This is a genomic window from Chryseobacterium barbadense (assembly GCF_042849955.1).
GTDB lineage: Bacteria > Bacteroidota > Bacteroidia > Flavobacteriales > Weeksellaceae > Chryseobacterium.
Genome location: NZ_BAAFHL010000009.1, coordinates 16304 through 32498, shown reverse-complemented (window position 1 = coordinate 32498; position 16195 = coordinate 16304). Strand labels below are relative to the sequence as shown.

The window sequence follows — 16195 nt, the reverse complement described above, 5'->3', positions numbered from 1 at the left end:
TTTGGTACAGATTGCAAATATAATTTAAATTAAAAATTTTTACATTATCATGAAAAGAAATATACATAAAAATTTGCTTGGTATGCTAAAATCCAAAGGAATTTTAGCCCTATCAGGCGGATTGCTGCTGATGTCTTGTGGGGCTCAAATGGGAGGTTACAGCGAGACAGATGGGGTATATTACGATCCCAACAAAGATACCCTTCCTGAAGGGGTAATCATTGATGATGACAGAGGAAACAGGGTTGGTGAATATTATGATTACTATCAGGACTCTAATGTTATTCAAAATGCTGAGATCAATTCCAGAGAACAGGATAACAGATATAACGCTTGGAGCGGCAATGAATGGAATATGAATGCTACAGACTCTGACTGGGGTAATTTTGCGGGAAACGTAACGAATTACTATGACAATTCCTGGGGATGGGGATATCCTTGGGGTTGGTACGGATATAGCCCATATTGGGGCTGGAACCGTGGATGGGGCTGGAATATAGGCTTCTCTTGGGGCTGGGGTGGCTCCTGGGGGTATAACCCATGGAACTGGGGATTCGGATACTCTCCTTACTGGGGTGGATATTATGATCCTTTCTGGGGAGGTTACTACGGATACGGATATCCTTATTATGGAGGATGGTATGGCGGTTATTGGGGTAACGGATACTACAACAGACCTGTTTACAGAAGAAGTGGTGCAGATGGAAGAGGATTCAACAGCTACAATGCGGGAGGCTTAAATAAATACGGAACCGGTTCAGGTTTCAGAAATGGTAATAGCAATACGCTGAGAAATAACACGGGCGGATTCAGAAATACGAATACCGGAGGTTTCAGACAAGGAAACACCAACAGCGGAGGTTTCAGAAATTCAGGGGGTATGAGACAGCAGAATCCAACATACAATCCACCTAGAAGAAATGACAGTGGCTTCAGAAACGACAGTGGTTATAGGAATGACAACGGTTTCAGATCGGGTGGCTATAACAATTCCAACAGTGGAGGAGGCTTTAGATCGAGTGGTGGTTCTACCGGAGGAGGCTTCAGATCCAGTGGTGGAGGCGGAGGCTTCAGAGGAGGAAGATAATTTCAAAAATCGTAATAACTATTCAAAAAAATAATGTTAAAAAAATCTTTAGTATTAATGAGTATTTCTGCAGCATTTTTTGCGCAGGCTCAGGATGTTTCTATCATAAGAAATTCTATTGATGTATATTCCGGATCACCTATGGTTGGGTCTTCTAAATTCAATGCAATGGCCGGAGCCAACGGCGCTTTGGGCGGAGATGCCAGTGCGCTGCTTACCAACCCTGCGGGTTTAGGAGTTGCTATTTCTGGTGAGATTACAGGAACGTTGTCGATCAACAATAACAAAAATACTTCTTCCTTAGCGGGTTCATCCATCAATTATAATATCAATGATGTAGATCTTGGAAATGTAGGTGGGATTATGACATTCCAGCTCATGTCTGAAAGCGCATGGAAATTCATTAATATCGGGGTGAACTTTTCCAACCAGTCTATTGAGAATTATGTGGAAACTCCGGGTAACAGCAATCTGATGTATGATTTTGATGTAGACAGAAGCTCTTCATATGCGGGACATGCTTATAACAGATATGGGAACTTATCTAAAACAAGTTTTGGGGTAGGAGCCAATTATAATCATAACCTGTATTTCGGAGCAGGATTTAATTTCTTCAATGCAACGATCGATCAGTATGATACGGCGGCTTTCCAATCGCTTCAAAATGGAGCGATAGATTACTTTGATAAACAAAATACTCCATATTTTGAAAGATCTACCGGATTTTCAGCTTCTCTTGGGGTGATCGGAAAAGTAAGCCCTAATTTTAGAATCGGAGCTGCTTTGGAAACGCCTACTTTCTGGGAAATCGAAAGAAGCTATGATTTTTATAATGATCCTGAATTAGGAGATGATTTCGGCTATGAAAACAGGAGATTCACCTCCCCGCTTAAGGCAACCGTGAGTGCTGCCGTTGTTGCAGGTAAAAATTTCTCCCTAAATGCAGATTACAGCATTGGCTTAACCAAACCTAAATATAAAGTATATGGACCTGCAGAAACGGAACTGAATGATTTCTTCCAGGATAATTATAAAAACATATCAGAATTAAGATTAGGTGCTGAATACCGAATCAAGCAATTCAGACTGAGAGGTGGTTACTCCTATGTTTCAAACCCTTTAGATGCATTAACGATCAATAGATTTACAGATGAAGGAAACACAGGAGATCAATCTTACAGCAATCTTATCCTGAATGACAGAAATTTATTATCCTTTGGTTTAGGATATGATTTCAAATCATTCTATATCGATGCGGCATATCAGAATGTAACTTCTAAATACAGTAATCCTTTTATGAGAGGAGTTCTGTCTGATAATATAGATTCTGCTTACTATTCACCAACAGATATCATAACCAGCGATGCTTATATTGTTTCCGATGTGAAAAACAGCAGAAATAACTTCTTTATTACATTCGGCTGGAAATTCTAATTTCCGGATTGTGTAATGAGTGATTAAATTGAGGCTCCGGATTTAAACAATTCGGAGTTTCTTGTTTTTAGTGATGATGGGGATGAGGATGAGTATGGAAAAGATGCATCGTTAAAGCAAAAATAACTCCCAAAATAACAAGCCCTATTTTCATCCAGTCAATATTGTGGTTCTTATTGCTTTCAAAAATGATTACCGAAGAAATGTGTAAGAAAATACCACCCACTATAGCCAGAAAATAAGGCTGCAGGTCCGGGTTGAAATAATTGCCTAATAACATGCCCAAAGGTGATGCGGAAGCAAATAAGGCAACGATGAGTAATGAAGGATAAGACGGACTTTTGGCTTCGTTCCTGTTGAATAAAAACGCTCCCAGAATAAAAGAAATAGGGATGTTGTGAACCAGGATTCCTAATAAATATGGGGATAGAGTTTCTTCTTCATTAGCTAAGGGAATCCCTTCAATGAAAGCATGAATAAAAAGTCCTACCATAAGTGCCATGGGAAGGATATTATGCTCATGATGATGGTGGAAATGTCCATGTTCAAAACCTTTGGTAAGGGCTTCCAGGATCATCTGAAGCAATACGCCGGCAATAACGAAAATACCCAGATTGCTACTTTCTTCTGAAACATATACCTGTGGAAACACTTCATTAAGGCAAATCGTAATTAAGAATCCGGCACTTAGGATCAATAGATTTTTAGCCAGTTTTTCTTTTTGGCCGAAAATTTTTCCCAGGAGTACTCCTGCAATAACGCTTATAATCAGTAAAATAACCGATATCATATTGTTTTCTTAAATAAATTGATGCAACGTGGAGAAGTTTCTTTATCAAAAGCATTCAGTTGATAATCTCCCCAGATTTTTATTCTTTCGAAGCCGCATTCTCTGGCATAAGAATGAATAGTTTCGGGAGTGTGAAGCTTTACTTTTTCAAAAAAATGGAAAGACCTTCCTTCCGTATCAAATTTAATGTCTTTAATGATATGTCTTCCCTCTATTTTTTTATTGATTTTAAAATTTATATTTCCTCTGGTAATAACAGATTCCGGAACGATGTTTTTTCTCACATATTCTTCATTCAGATAATCCAGAACAAAATATCCTCCCGGTTTTAAAGCATTGTACACCGACTGGAAAACCTTTTTATCATCACTTTCCTTATCAAAATACCCGAAACTCGTAAACAGATTGAATACCGCGTCCATTGGATCGGCATCAATAGGATTTCTCATATCATGAACATCGAAAATAAGGGTTTGGTTTTCAAATTGCTTATCGTACTCAATGCTTTGTCTGGAAAGGTCTAAGCCCAAAACGTCATAACCTAATTTATTCAGAAAAACAGAATGTCTTCCTTTCCCACAGGCAAGGTCAATGATTTTGGAAGAAGGCGGAAGCTGAAGATCAGCCGTTAACTTTGTAATGAAGTTTTCTGCTTCAGTATAATCTCTGTTACTGTACAGCAAATGATAATAAGGGGTATCAAACCAAGATTCAAACCATTCCATAATGCAAAAATAACTAAATTTGTGCGGTTAAAGGCAAACTATTTTAGAGATTAAAGCATTTAAAGATTTAAATTATTGAAACATTGATTGCTCTGATTTTTAATCTTTCAATTTTTTAATTTTTTTAATCTTTTAATTATTACTTATGAATACAGACAATCTACAAATTCAGATAAAAACGTTCTTCGGACTGGAGCAGGTTTTGGCAGAAGAAATCAAAAAACTGGGCGGCCGCAGTGTTGAAGTTAAGAACCGTGCAGTGAACTGCGAAGGAGACCTCGGTTTTCTTTATAAAATCAATTATGCTGCGAGAACGGCTTTGAAGATTTTAGTACCGATCCATGAATTTAAAGCGTTTAATCAGCATCAGTTTTATGACAGGCTTTTAAAAGTGACCTGGGAAGATTTTCTGGATGTTGATCAGACTTTTGCCATTGATGCAACGGTCAATTCCGAAACATTCAAGCATTCCCAGTTTATGACACTGAAAATGAAGGATGCCATTGTGGATTATTTTCAGGATAAATTTAAAAAACGTCCGAGTATTGAAACCAAAAATCCGGATATTAAATTTCACCTGCATATCGACCGGGAATTGGTAACAATTTCTCTTGATTCTTCCGGTGATCCGTTATTTAAAAGAGGATACAGAAAAGAACAGGGACAGGCTCCGATCAATGAAGTACTGGCAAGCGGAATGCTTCAGATCGCAGGTTGGGACGGGAAAGGAAATTTTCTTGACCCGATGTGCGGTTCCGGAACCCTGTTGATAGAAGCGGCGATGATTGCAATGGACCTTCCGGCGCAGATTTTCAGAAAGAAATTTGCTTTCCAGAACTGGAAAAATTATGATGCAGATCTTTTTACAAAAATCAAAGAATTCAGAATCAACAGAATTAAAGAATTTGAAGGAAAGATTGTAGGATATGATATCGATGCAAGAATGCTGAATGCGGCAAGAATGAATATTGAAGCCGCTGAAATGGAGGATGTGATAGAAGTGAAGAAACAGAATTTCTTTGATTCCAAAAAAGAACTGTTCCCATTATTGATGGTCTTTAATCCGCCTTATGATGAAAGAATTTCTATCAATGACGATGATTTTTACAAAAAAATAGGAGATACCTTCAAAACAAGCTACCCGAATACTTTAGCGTGGCTGATTTCCTCTGATCTTGAAGCGGTGAAGAAGGTGGGATTGCGTCCTTCAAGAAAAGTGAAGCTGTTCAATGGAAAGCTGGAAACCAGATTCTTACAGTATGAGATGTATGAGGGGACGAAAAAAGTACATAAGATTGAAAGTTAATAGCATTTATAAGCAATAAATGTTACATGTATTATTCAAAATTTAAATTATGAAATTATTAGTAATTGGCCCTTTTGATATTATAGTATTTGCATTAATGATCATCACATTATATGCTGTTGCTATTGCCATACTGTTTAAAAATAAATCAAGTATCTGGCCTTATCTGGCATTGCTGTTTTTTCCCATAATTGCCCCGATAGGTATTATTGCCGGATATTTTATGACCAGTAAAAACTAAATCTGCAACAACAGAATAATAAAAATCCGCAGAATAGGCGGATTTTTATTTCAATATTTCTTAATCATGTTACCAAAGAAGGCGCAAAGCCATACTGTTTTTTAAAAGCATAGGAAAAATGCGAAAGATCCTCAAAACCCACTTCCATATACACATCTGTCGGTTTTTTTTTCTTTTCCCTCAAATGATAATAGGCCAGTTCCAATCGTTTCTGAGTAAGCCATCGTTGTGGCGTGACTTTAAAAGCTTTTCTGAAATCCCGGTTGAAAGTTGAGAGACTTCTTCCCGTTAAATATCCAAATCTTTCCAATGGCATATTGAACATATAGTTTTTCTCCATGAAATTAATGAGGTCTATTTTACCGGGCTCTTCAAAATCAGCGAGTATCGAATCGATATTTGGATCAATTTCCCGTAAAATACTTATGGCTTCAATGATTTTTAAATGAGCAATATTTTCGGGGAAAGATTCTTTCATATCAAAATATGGAATCAGGGAAGCCAGACAACTTTCAAGCAACGGATGTCTAGGGAAACTGTAGATTTTAGTTTCTTCACGGAAGTTTTTCTTTACCGGATCAAGAGTAGAGTAGAATTGCTTCAAGCGCTCTGTGGTGAGATGCATGACTACGGCTTTATGCGGTTTTCCGTCTTTCGGATAATTAATGATCGTAGCCAGATGGTTTCTGGGAATCAGGAAAATATCTCCTGATTTGAAAATATAGGTCTGATCGGCCTGAATGATTTTGGTTTCACCGGAAATAAACCACACCAGCATGTGATATTCAAAAACAGTTTCCGTTTTGAACAGCTTATCATCGTAAGTAGATAATTTAATGTCCGGTGTGATGTATTTGATTTGAAAATCCATAAGATCATTTTCTACAACAAAGGTATTTAAAAACAGATTATTCCACCGTGAATTTTATCTCTGTCATTTCTTCGCTTAACTTCCATAAGCGATCCGCGTTTTCATGATTTATAGAATAGGGCTGAACTCCGCGAATAGTAGAAGGCTCATCAAACCGATGTTCAATTTGTCCGAAATCTATTTCAGCAATATTACAATCTTCACAATAAACACCTCCAATAGTGTTAAGTAAAGGACTTACAGCGCACCAGACAGTTGTAGCTGCGCCTTGCGGTATCGTTTTCAAGCGAGCTTCCACTTCCGGTTTGATGGTTCCGGTTTCGTCGTGTGTCCCTATTTGTTTAAAAAGCTCAATAGGCTCTTCTCTTCCCAGGTCAGTTCCATTTACAGAACCAGGGTGTAAAGAATAAGCTCTTACATTGAATTCTTTTGCCTTTTGATCCAAAGCTACAGCAAATAAATTACAGGCCGTTTTCGATTGTCCGTATCCCAATAAAGTCTGGTACTCTCTGTGCTCAAAATTAGGATCTTCAAAATTGAATGGAGACATCTGATGTCCATAAGAAGATACATTGATTACCCTTGCACCATTGGCTTTTTTTAGAGCGGGCCACAGCTTTGCTGTAAGATGAAATGCTCCCAAATAATTGGTGGCTAATTGAGATTCAATTCCTCTTGAATCTCTTCGTAACGGAACCCACATAATACCTGCATTGTTAATCAGTAAATGAAGGGCTCTTCCGGATGCTATGAATTTCTCTGCAAAAACATTGATGGACTCAGGATCCATTAAATCTAAATACTCAATTTCCACATTGCGGATTCCTGCCAGGTTTTTTCCTGCTTTTTCAATATCTCTTGCCGGAGCGATCACTTTTGCGCCCGCGGAAACCAAAGTTTTTGTAGTTTCTAACCCGATTCCTGCATATCCTCCGGTGATGATGACCGTTTTCCCGGAAAGGTCAATTCCTTTAATAACATCCTGTGCTGTGGATTTAGCATTAAAATTTGAAGTCAACGGTTGTTGTACGTTTTGATTAAGTTTCATATGTTTTGATTTTTAATTAATGAAACAAAGGTATAGAGATGATGAATCTGATGTTTTGTTTAAAATTCCAAATAACTTTGTTTAAAATGTCGGTTTTAAAAAATGTATGCCTATGAATATGATTTTTAAAAATTGAGCGTTAATTAATTTAAAACTGTTTGCTGGTTCCTCCGTGAATAATTAATTTTGAAAAATTTTCAATTTGAAGCCTACCATTTCCATCGTTGTCGCTATTTTTAACCGAAAGGATGAGCTTTTTGAGCTTTTAACTTCACTCACTCAACAGACTGATAAAGACTTTGAGATAATCATCGTAGACGACGGTTCCCTGATCGACCTGAAACCCACCATACAGAATTTTGAAGAAATTTTGAATATAAAATATTTCAGAAAGGATAATTCCGGACCGGGTTTAACGAGAAATTACGGAGCGAGAAGAGCCGAAAATGAATGGCTGGTTTTTGTAGACAGCGATGTTATTGTGGAAAAAGACTACATTGAAAACATCAAAAAAGATATTCTGGAAATTCCGTGTGATGCATTTGGAGGAGCGGATAAAGCACATAAAGGCTTTAATCTGATGCAAAAAGCTATTTCCTATTCCATGACCTCGGTTTTTACAACGGGAGGGATCAGAGGTAGCAAAAAGGCGGTTTCCAGGTTTCAGCCCAGAAGCTTCAATATGGGCGTAAAGAAAGAAGTCTTTGATCAGGTAGGCGGCTTTTCAGAAATGAGGATAGGTGAGGACCCTGATCTGTCCATGACACTTTGGGAAAATAGATTCACGACCGCTTTCTTTGATGATATTGCCGTATACCACAAACGCAGAGTAGATTTTGGGAAATTTTCAAAACAGGTCTATCAGTTTGGCTGTGCAAGACCCATTCTTAATCAGAGACATCCGAATTATGTGAAACTGTCTTTTGCGTTTCCTACACTGTTTCTTTTAGGATATATAATGGGTTTCCTGGAATATTTTGTTCTGGGTAATGGCTTTATACTGGCTTTGTACGGATTATATACATTTCTGGTATTTTTTCATGCCTTATGGGTCACTAAAAATATCAGTATTGCCGGAATGGCCGTTATTTCCACGTATATCCAGATGTTTTCCTATGGCTATGGATTTTTGAAATCCTGGATCTTCCTGAATATTTTCAGAATGAGACCTGAAGATGCTTTTCCGAATCATTTTTACAAGAAATAAAATAAAAACCGGCTGAATTTATTCAGCCGGTTTTTATTTTATATAGTAACCGTTTCATGGTGGAGAACGCCTGTTCTTTTCATGCATTCTTTCATTTTCCGGTAGGTTCTTTCAATATCATGATCCAGGCCTATGGAAAATCTGATCAATCCGTCGGAGATTCCCATCGCAGCACGTTCTTCTTCCGGGATTTCGGATGAAGTTGAGCTTCCTGAACATGAGAATAATGTCTTATAAAATCCTAAACTTACTGCAAGATATCCCAGATTTTCCTGCTGCATCAATTCCATCAATTCATTAGCTTTTTCTGTAGTTCCGGCATCTAAAGTCAGCAATCCGCCAAATCCGTATTCTTCATTCATCATACTTTTCATAAGTTCATGATCTTTATGGGATGGTAATCCGGGATAAGAAACTTTTAATCCGTCATGTTCAAATCTTTCAGCCAGGTACATCGCGTTGTGGCTGTGCTGTTTCATTCTGATATGAAGCGTTCTCAGGTTTTTTAAGATGCTTGCAGAACGCATGCTGTCCATGGTTGGTCCAAGCAACATACAGGCACCTGTGTTCACATTTTTAGTATCATTGATGAACTCCTGTGTTCCACAATACACTCCGCCAACCGTATCACTGCTTCCGTTGATGAATTTCGTTAAACTGTGGATAACGATATCGGCTCCCAACAATTGTGGTGAAACAGAAAGAGGAGAGAAGGTGTTATCAACGATCAGTTTTAGATTGTGTTTTTTACAGATTTCAGATAGCTTTTTCAAATCTGCTACTTCCAGTAACGGATTGCTTACCGTTTCACAATAGATCACCTTTGTAGCAGGCTGTATAGCGTTTTCAATAGATTCAAAGTTGCTGATGTCTACGAAAGTGGTATTGATGTTGAAAGACGGAAGAAAGTTTTTAAGAAAAGCATACGTTCCGCCATAAATAGTTCTGCTCGAAATAATATGATCTCCTGCTTTACAAACCTCCATAAGCACAGAAGTAATAGCTCCCATTCCTGAAGCCGTAACATTAGCTGCTTCCGTATTTTCCATTTTTGCCAAAGCCTGGGCAAGATATAGGTTCATCGGGGATGAATGTCTTGAGTATAAATAGCACCCGTCTGCGTTTCCTTCGAATGTGTCGAACATAGTTTTAGCAGAAAGGAACGTGTAGGTAGAGCTGTCCGAAATAGACGGGTTCACTCCACCGAATTCTCCAAAATATTGCAAATCCTGAATTTCATTTGCGGCATTAAAAGTATCCATTATTTTTTTCTTTTAAATTTCACTTCTTTCCAGAATTATTACAATACTTTCTGTAAATATTAGATGATAAAACTATAATTATTTTATATTGGCGAAAAAATGTTTATTATATTTGAATATTATAAACTTTAACCAAAAAATTATCTATGACCTTCGATGAAACTGATAGAAAACTCCTGCTTTTTTTGCAGGAAGATTGCAAGCAAACCACTAAAGAGCTCTCTTATAAGCTCGGATTATCTGTAACGGCAGTATATGAAAGGATAAGAAAACTGGAAAACACAAGGGTGATTTCAAAATATGTAGCCATTCTTGATAAGCATAAAGTGGAGCGAAACTTTATTGTTTTGTGTCACATCAAGCTTACACAACACAAAAAAGAGTATGTACTTCAGTTTGAAAGAGAAGTGATGAATTTAGAGGAAGTTACAGAATGCTTCCATATAAGTGGTGATTATGATTATATCCTTAAAATAGGAGTGAAAGATATGGATGATTACCGGAATTTTATGTTGAGTAAACTGACTACTTTACAGCATATTGCAAGTACTCACAGTTCATTCATGATTTCCGAGGTTAAGAATACGACAGCCATGGTGGTGTAATAAGACTAAACGATAACCCCGTTTTTAGAAGCAATGGGTTCAGGAAGATCTTCGTGCTCTCCAATGATTTGCAGTAGATCAATTTCTATTGTTCTGCAGATGGAAAGCATTGGAACATCAAACATCAGTCCTGCAAATGGGTTTTCGGAATAATCTCCTACCAGTTCCATAATAATGTAGATCCAGCCGATAATGATACAGAAAGGGATAGAGGTCCAGATTCCCCAGTCGCCGAGCTTTGCAAACTCATTCACCAAACCCAGTGGAAGTAAAAGGATAAAAAGAACATTGAAAACAAAAGCCGTACTGGCAAACTGTCTTGGAGAAGGGAATTTTTTAATCCTTTCCGCCTGTCCCTGAAAACCATAAAACTCATTCAGAGAATTTTGGAGCTGCATTTGATTGAAATCTGAAATAGCCTGAATGTTTTTTAAAGCGTTGATATCTTTTGCCTGTTGCGAAATCAGGTAGGTGGCGAAATTTTTATAAGAGGATTGAAGTTCCGCCTCTTCTTCAGATAAATATTTGTGAAGAAAGATCGGTGTTCTTCCATAATCCGGAAATCCGGCTTTGATTAATCTGTTACGCCTTTGATTAACATTGTGATGGGAATGTTCTTCTTCTGCGCTGATATGCTCCCATTCTGTAGGAACCAATAATTGTTCACGGAAAGCATATAGCCATGCAATATGACGATAAACAATTCTTTTTTTCCGATCTTCAAGGTCAAAAGTGCCTACTTCTTCATTTTCTGTATTGAATGCGTAGAGCATCGCTCCAAAAGAACGGCTGGAATTAACGATCCCACCCCATATTTTTCTGGCTTCCCAAAGCCTGTCGTACGCCTGATTGTTTTTAAAACCAACCAAAAACGCCTCAGCAGTACCAATTAAAGCTACAGGTACCCACGGAATGATCATCCATTGCCAATTGAAAAAATAGAAGAGCACGGCAATCAAAGTACACCAGATCGAAATCCAGATCAGATGAATGCCGGATAAATTAAGTACCTGTCTGTAATTGACGTATTTGGTTGTGATCATACATTCTGCGTTTTAATAAGGCGTTTCGAATAACGCTATTACAAGTTTATTAAAAAAATAAAAAACGAGCATAAAAAAACCTCTAAAAAATTAGAGGTTGATATAATTTTATGATTTAATCTAGTATTGTAACATTTCTTCAATCTTTGCTGCCAACTTTTCGGCATTAGGCAGCATTTCTTTTTCTAACACCAGGTTAATCGGAACAGCAGGCAAATCCAATGAACCCATAGTTTCCACCGGTGCATCCAAATATCTGAAACAGCTTTTAGAAATTCGATGAGCAAAAGCTTCTGCAAACGAGTTGTTAAGTTGCTCTTCAGTTAGTACAATACACTTTCCATGAGCCTTAACTCTTTCAAAAACAAGCTCCTCGTCCAATGGGATTAATGTTCTCAGATCGATCACTTCAACTCTTCCATTAAAGTTTTTTACGGCTTCTCTTGCCCAGTAAACTCCCATTCCGTAGGTTACTACAAGTAATGTTCTTCCTTTATCAGTTTCATTTTTATCCGCTTCGATAATTACTTTTCCTTTTCCGAAAGGTAAAATGTAATCTTCTGCCGGCTCTATTGTTTTGGCATCTTCAGTTCCCGGAACCTTGCTCCAGTATAATCCTTTATGTTCAAGCATTATCACAGGGTTCGGATCATAATAGGCTGCCTTTAATAAACCTTTAAAGTCTGCCGCATTACTTGGATAGGCTATTTTAATACCTTTGATATTGGCCAAAATACTTTCAACACTTCCGCTATGGTAAGGGCCGCCGCCGCCGTAAGCTCCGATAGGAACACGGATGATATTGCTTACCGGATATTTCCCGTTACTTAAATAGTTTGATTTTGAAATCTCCGTAATCAATTGGTTGATTCCCGGATAAATATAGTCTGCAAACTGTACTTCAACAATTGGCTTTAATCCAACTGCACTCATGCCTGTGGTAGAACCAATAATGTATGCTTCCTGAATAGCAGTATTGAAAACTCTTTTGCTTCCGAATTTTTTTCCTAAGGTTACGGTTTCACGGAAAACTCCTCCAATTCGTTCTCCAACATCCTGTCCGTAAAGTAATGCTTCCGGGTGTTTCCACATCAACTCCTGAATAGCATGAATGGCAGCATCTACCATGACAATTTTTTCTCCACCTTCAGGTTCGCGGGTTCCCACTTCTTCGGTAACAGGGGTTGGTGCAAAAATATGGTCAGTTACGGTTTCAGGTCTTGGATCCGGAGCATTTTTAGCTTTTTCGAATGCTTCTTCAGCTTCTAATCTTGCCTTTTTGGTGATTTGCTTTAATAATTCTTCATCAACTCCTGCTTCCAGCAATTGACTTCTTAAAATGTTTCCCGGATCTTTAGCTCTATGCTTCGTAAGATCTTCTTCATCTCTGTAGAATTCTCTTCTTACTCCTGAAGTATGGTGCCCTATCAAAACCGTTTTAGCGCAAACGACTAACGGTTTTCTTTCCATCCTTACAAAATCTACGGCTTTTTTCATTACCTCGAAGCTTTCTGCAAAGTCAGTCCCGTCCACTCTCATTCTGTTTAAGCCTGTAAATCCGGCTACAAAGTCATAAGCATCACAAGTTCTGGCTTCTTCTTTTGTCACGGAAATTCCCCATTCATTATCCTGAACAAGGAAGATGATCGGAAGTTGATGTAAGGCAGCAAATTGTAGTGCCTCGCTCACCTCACCTTCAGTTACGGAATTGTCCCCAAGACTACATACGACAACAGGATTCTTTTCAAACTGTTGCAAGTTAAAGTCCTCAATATATTTGATTCCCTGTGCAACACCTGTTGTTGGGATGGTCTGCATGCCTGTGGCCGAACTTTGATGAATGATCTTAGGCATCTTTTCATCCCTGCTTGAAGGGTGTGAATAGTAGGATCTACCTCCTGAAAAAGGATCATCAGCTTTGGCTAATAACTGAAGCATCAATTGGTATGGTTCGAAACCAATTCCAAGAAGGATACTTTCGTCTCTGTAGTAAGGAGAAACCCAGTCTTCTTTTGTTAATTGATACGCTGTTGCCAGCTGAATGGCTTCATGGCCTCTCGACGTACTATGAACATATTTACAGATATTTCTGTTTTCTTCATAAATGTCAGCCATAGCTTTGGCAAGCATCATATGGTTATAAGCCTTTAGTAAAATCTCCTGAGAAACTTTTTCGTGAAGTGTATTTTCCATAGAAAGCAAAGATACATAAAAAAACAAAATACTAACAAGTGTTAGTATTTTGTTATATTCTAATTATTTCTCGAATTAATTATTCTTTAATAACCTTTTTAGAAACCACATCTTTATCTGTTTTTACTTCAACGATGTAAATTCCTTTAGGATATGATGCTAAATCTAGAGATTCCTGATCACTGTTGATAACTCCATTTTGTAATTTCTTACCGGACAGATCGTAAATGTTGAAAGTAGATTTTCTAGGTGCTTTCATTACTTTTACAATGTCTTTGGTAACTGTAGGTGCAATGATGATTCCGTTAGCAATTTCAGCTTCTTTAGTTCCTAACACTTGCTCGCTATGGCCAGTTACAATGATAGAATAATTTTGAGGTGGATTCATGCCAATATTATCAACTAATATTCCTTTATTGGTGATCTCAATTCTATAGTTTCTTCCGGTGACAGGTGCGTCAATTACTACTTGTTCAACATTATCAACTGTGTTATCAGCTTTTGTGGCAGGAGTATTTGGGCTTGCAGCATTCAATCTCCAAGGATAATAAATCGTATTGGTAGTTGTATCAATAACTCTAAGATCAAGATCATTGATTAATCTGGATGTTCTATTATTGTGAATAGCTTGATAAGTAGTAGGGAAATTCGTAAAAGCAGGATCAATCCAGGAAATAGTTACTTTTAATGGTTCGTTTCCGGATGCTTTTACCAGTTTTTTATTTGGAACCCCACTTGTTAAACTTTCGTCATTAAAGATTACGGTTCCATTTGATTTTCCAACAAGAATTTCAGCTCCTTTTTTAGCATCTGCATATCCCCAGCCAAATAATGGATCAGGACCAATATTTCCTGCTTCTTTTGCAGAATGTATTAATAATGTTTTAGCAGATGCAGCATTTAAAAGACTACCAGTGAATAATTGTTTGTTAATTTGTGTCCAAAGTCCAATAATTCCTGTAATTACCGGAGCCGAGAAAGATGTTCCGCTATTGTATCCATAAGTTTCACTTCCCGTGGCACTTGTTGCCGGATAGAAAACGTCGGTACCTGTTGTAGCAATATCAGGCTTAATACCACCATCATCTCTTGGGCCTGCACTGCTATAGCTTGAGTGTACTACGTCTGCAGCAGTTGTATAACGGAAATTGTTGTTAGAGATAACGTCTGTAGCACCAACAACAATAATATTTTTAGCTAAAGAACCATTAGTAATACAATCAGCACCATTGCTACAGTTATTTGGCGGAAGAGTAGCTCCAGCAGGGAATGTTACATAACTTGAGCCACTTCTGTAGTAGGCTGTAGTAACGGTACTTCCTGTAGGTCCATCGCCAAAATAGTTTCCAGCTGATTTTACAATAATATTGGAAGGATTTTGGTATACGATGTCATCATAATTAGCATCATTATCATAATAGGCTCCTTGTAAGTCGTAGGCTGTACCATTGGTGCCCCCGGAATAATAACCAGTCCAATACCACGCATTTTGATTAAATACCCATCCTCCATTAGTTCCATATGAATGGTTAGAAATATTGGGGTTAGCTAGTAATATTTTATCAAATACATCACTTGGTGAAGACTGTCCTGGCAAAGTGGTTTCATCAAACATATAAGAATCTATAGTAGAATTTGTGGCAATGCCTTTAATGTTACCACTTAATCCTCCTCCGCTGACGGAGACAGAACGCGCACCAACAAATCCGGCTACACCGGTAGCGTGATCACTATAACTCTGAGTAGATGCTTCCATGTTAGTAATTCTTCCTGTTGCATTAGCAAATGCAGTATGAGGAGCATAGACTCGACCGCCATCAAATATAGTAAATTTGATGTTTTCACCATTGAAAGCTCCTGTTAATCCGGTTACATTTCCTGTAGTATTGAGCGCATCAGCATTGGTATTGTAGCCTTGTCTTATGTCTTCGGTTGTATAGAAGTAAGGGTTGCCATCAAATACAAAAGCTACTCTTCCTCTTAATTGTTCAAGCTTTGCTTTTAATTCAGGATTTTTATCTAAATCAGTAGTCTTATAATTACTATTTACATAGTTTTCAAAAGCCTTTTGTTTTTCAGCCTTTTGTTGATCAAATCTTCTATGCAAAGCCTCATTGCTTTGCGCACTCATTAAAGTAATAGCTAATGTGCTGATTAAAAGTAAATGTTTCTTCATAACACTTAATAAATATTGAATAAAATATTAAGAGGCAAATATATATAAAATTATTAAGGTATATTAATTTAATACAGAAAAGATGATTTATTGTTGATTAATTTTCTTCGGAAAGTTAATTACATTGAGTTTTTCACGTTTTAAGAATAATTGAAAAATTATTGAAAGTTGAATTGCGGGTTATTTCTTTTGGGGTAATTATAGAAT

General features: G+C 37.5%; 14 protein-coding genes. 6 read left to right on the top strand and 8 right to left on the bottom strand.

Annotation, left to right across the window (positions count from 1 at the left end; genetic code table 11):
* Positions 1 to 49 precede the first annotated feature (49 nt).
* Positions 50 to 1087 (top strand): prolyl-tRNA synthetase, encoded by a 1038-nt coding sequence (locus tag ACGHIN_RS06195; RefSeq protein ID WP_390451820.1) that lies wholly within the window; start codon positions 50 to 52, stop codon positions 1085 to 1087.
* Between the two features lie 57 nt (positions 1088 to 1144).
* On the top strand, positions 1145 to 2521 hold the full coding sequence (locus tag ACGHIN_RS06190; protein ID WP_390451818.1) for an OmpP1/FadL family transporter: 1377 nt from the start codon (positions 1145 to 1147) through the stop codon (positions 2519 to 2521).
* 67 nt (positions 2522 to 2588) lie between these two features.
* On the opposite strand, the gene ACGHIN_RS06185 is transcribed toward ACGHIN_RS06190, so the two are convergent.
* Positions 2589 to 3308 (bottom strand): ZIP family metal transporter, encoded by a 720-nt coding sequence (locus ACGHIN_RS06185; protein ID WP_390451887.1) that lies wholly within the window; start codon positions 3306 to 3308, stop codon positions 2589 to 2591.
* On the bottom strand, positions 3308 to 4036 hold the full coding sequence (locus tag ACGHIN_RS06180; protein ID WP_390451817.1) for a class I SAM-dependent DNA methyltransferase: 729 nt from the start codon (positions 4034 to 4036) through the stop codon (positions 3308 to 3310). Before ACGHIN_RS06180 ends, ACGHIN_RS06185 begins: the two co-directional genes overlap by 1 nt.
* Positions 4037 to 4181: 145 nt before the next feature.
* On the opposite strand from ACGHIN_RS06180, the gene ACGHIN_RS06175 reads away from it, so the two are divergent.
* The gene (locus tag ACGHIN_RS06175) at positions 4182 to 5342 is read left to right on the top strand and encodes a THUMP domain-containing class I SAM-dependent RNA methyltransferase (protein WP_390451816.1); all 1161 of its coding nucleotides are present in this window, start codon (positions 4182 to 4184) and stop codon (positions 5340 to 5342) included.
* A 49-nt stretch (positions 5343 to 5391) separates the two neighbouring features.
* Entirely contained in the window at positions 5392 to 5583 is a 192-nt protein-coding gene (locus tag ACGHIN_RS06170; RefSeq protein ID WP_390451815.1) for a hypothetical protein, read from the top strand.
* Between the two features lie 64 nt (positions 5584 to 5647).
* On the opposite strand, the gene ACGHIN_RS06165 is transcribed toward ACGHIN_RS06170, so the two are convergent.
* Positions 5648 to 6454: a helix-turn-helix domain-containing protein gene (locus ACGHIN_RS06165; RefSeq protein WP_390451814.1), complete on the bottom strand. Its 807-nt coding sequence runs from the start codon at positions 6452 to 6454 to the stop codon at positions 5648 to 5650.
* Between the two features lie 37 nt (positions 6455 to 6491).
* On the bottom strand, positions 6492 to 7502 hold the full coding sequence (locus ACGHIN_RS06160) for an SDR family NAD(P)-dependent oxidoreductase (protein ID WP_390451813.1): 1011 nt from the start codon (positions 7500 to 7502) through the stop codon (positions 6492 to 6494).
* Positions 7503 to 7704: 202 nt separating this feature from the next.
* On the opposite strand from ACGHIN_RS06160, the gene ACGHIN_RS06155 reads away from it, so the two are divergent.
* Positions 7705 to 8709 carry a glycosyltransferase family 2 protein gene (locus ACGHIN_RS06155; protein ID WP_390451812.1) on the top strand — a complete coding sequence of 335 codons (1005 nt, stop codon included), beginning with the start codon at positions 7705 to 7707 and terminating at the stop codon, positions 8707 to 8709.
* Positions 8710 to 8747: 38 nt separating this feature from the next.
* Here ACGHIN_RS06155 and ACGHIN_RS06150 read toward each other — a convergent pair whose 3' ends face one another.
* A complete protein-coding gene (locus ACGHIN_RS06150; protein ID WP_390451811.1) occupies positions 8748 to 9971 on the bottom strand; it encodes an aminotransferase class I/II-fold pyridoxal phosphate-dependent enzyme in 1224 nt (407 codons plus the stop codon).
* Positions 9972 to 10117: 146 nt separating this feature from the next.
* Between ACGHIN_RS06150 and ACGHIN_RS06145 the strand changes: the two genes are divergently transcribed.
* The gene (locus ACGHIN_RS06145; RefSeq protein WP_390451809.1) at positions 10118 to 10576 is read left to right on the top strand and encodes an Lrp/AsnC family transcriptional regulator; all 459 of its coding nucleotides are present in this window, start codon (positions 10118 to 10120) and stop codon (positions 10574 to 10576) included.
* Positions 10577 to 10581: 5 nt separating this feature from the next.
* On the opposite strand, the gene ACGHIN_RS06140 is transcribed toward ACGHIN_RS06145, so the two are convergent.
* The 3 genes from ACGHIN_RS06140 to ACGHIN_RS06130 all read right to left on the bottom strand — a co-directional run bounded on the left by ACGHIN_RS06140 (position 10582) and on the right by ACGHIN_RS06130 (position 15988).
* Positions 10582 to 11619, bottom strand: a complete 1038-nt coding sequence (locus ACGHIN_RS06140) for a bestrophin family protein (RefSeq protein ID WP_390451808.1) — start codon at positions 11617 to 11619, stop codon at positions 10582 to 10584.
* Positions 11620 to 11739: 120 nt separating this feature from the next.
* The gene (locus ACGHIN_RS06135) at positions 11740 to 13812 is read right to left on the bottom strand and encodes an alpha-ketoacid dehydrogenase subunit alpha/beta (protein ID WP_390451806.1); all 2073 of its coding nucleotides are present in this window, start codon (positions 13810 to 13812) and stop codon (positions 11740 to 11742) included.
* A gap of 79 nt (positions 13813 to 13891) precedes the next feature.
* Complete coding sequence (locus ACGHIN_RS06130; RefSeq protein WP_390451804.1) at positions 13892 to 15988, bottom strand: S8 family peptidase; 2097 nt, start codon at positions 15986 to 15988, stop codon at positions 13892 to 13894.
* Between the last annotated feature and the right edge of the window lie 207 nt (positions 15989 to 16195).

What these genes read in the sequence shown, in the direction of transcription:
- ACGHIN_RS06165 (WP_390451814.1), bottom strand. Translation starts at nt 6,454, where the DNA reads ATGGATTTTCAAATCAAATACATCACACCGGACATTAAATTATCTACT.
- ACGHIN_RS06170 (WP_390451815.1), top strand. Translation starts at nt 5,392, where the DNA reads ATGAAATTATTAGTAATTGGCCCTTTTGATATTATAGTATTTGCATTA.
- ACGHIN_RS06135 (WP_390451806.1), bottom strand. Translation starts at nt 13,812, where the DNA reads ATGGAAAATACACTTCACGAAAAAGTTTCTCAGGAGATTTTACTAAAG.
- ACGHIN_RS06190 (WP_390451818.1), top strand. Translation starts at nt 1,145, where the DNA reads ATGAGTATTTCTGCAGCATTTTTTGCGCAGGCTCAGGATGTTTCTATC.
- ACGHIN_RS06160 (WP_390451813.1), bottom strand. Translation starts at nt 7,502, where the DNA reads ATGAAACTTAATCAAAACGTACAACAACCGTTGACTTCAAATTTTAAT.
- ACGHIN_RS06140 (WP_390451808.1), bottom strand. Translation starts at nt 11,619, where the DNA reads ATGATCACAACCAAATACGTCAATTACAGACAGGTACTTAATTTATCC.
- ACGHIN_RS06195 (WP_390451820.1), top strand. Translation starts at nt 50, where the DNA reads ATGAAAAGAAATATACATAAAAATTTGCTTGGTATGCTAAAATCCAAA.
- ACGHIN_RS06180 (WP_390451817.1), bottom strand. Translation starts at nt 4,036, where the DNA reads ATGGAATGGTTTGAATCTTGGTTTGATACCCCTTATTATCATTTGCTG.
- ACGHIN_RS06175 (WP_390451816.1), top strand. Translation starts at nt 4,182, where the DNA reads ATGAATACAGACAATCTACAAATTCAGATAAAAACGTTCTTCGGACTG.
- ACGHIN_RS06150 (WP_390451811.1), bottom strand. Translation starts at nt 9,971, where the DNA reads ATGGATACTTTTAATGCCGCAAATGAAATTCAGGATTTGCAATATTTT.
- ACGHIN_RS06145 (WP_390451809.1), top strand. Translation starts at nt 10,118, where the DNA reads ATGACCTTCGATGAAACTGATAGAAAACTCCTGCTTTTTTTGCAGGAA.
- ACGHIN_RS06130 (WP_390451804.1), bottom strand. Translation starts at nt 15,988, where the DNA reads ATGAAGAAACATTTACTTTTAATCAGCACATTAGCTATTACTTTAATG.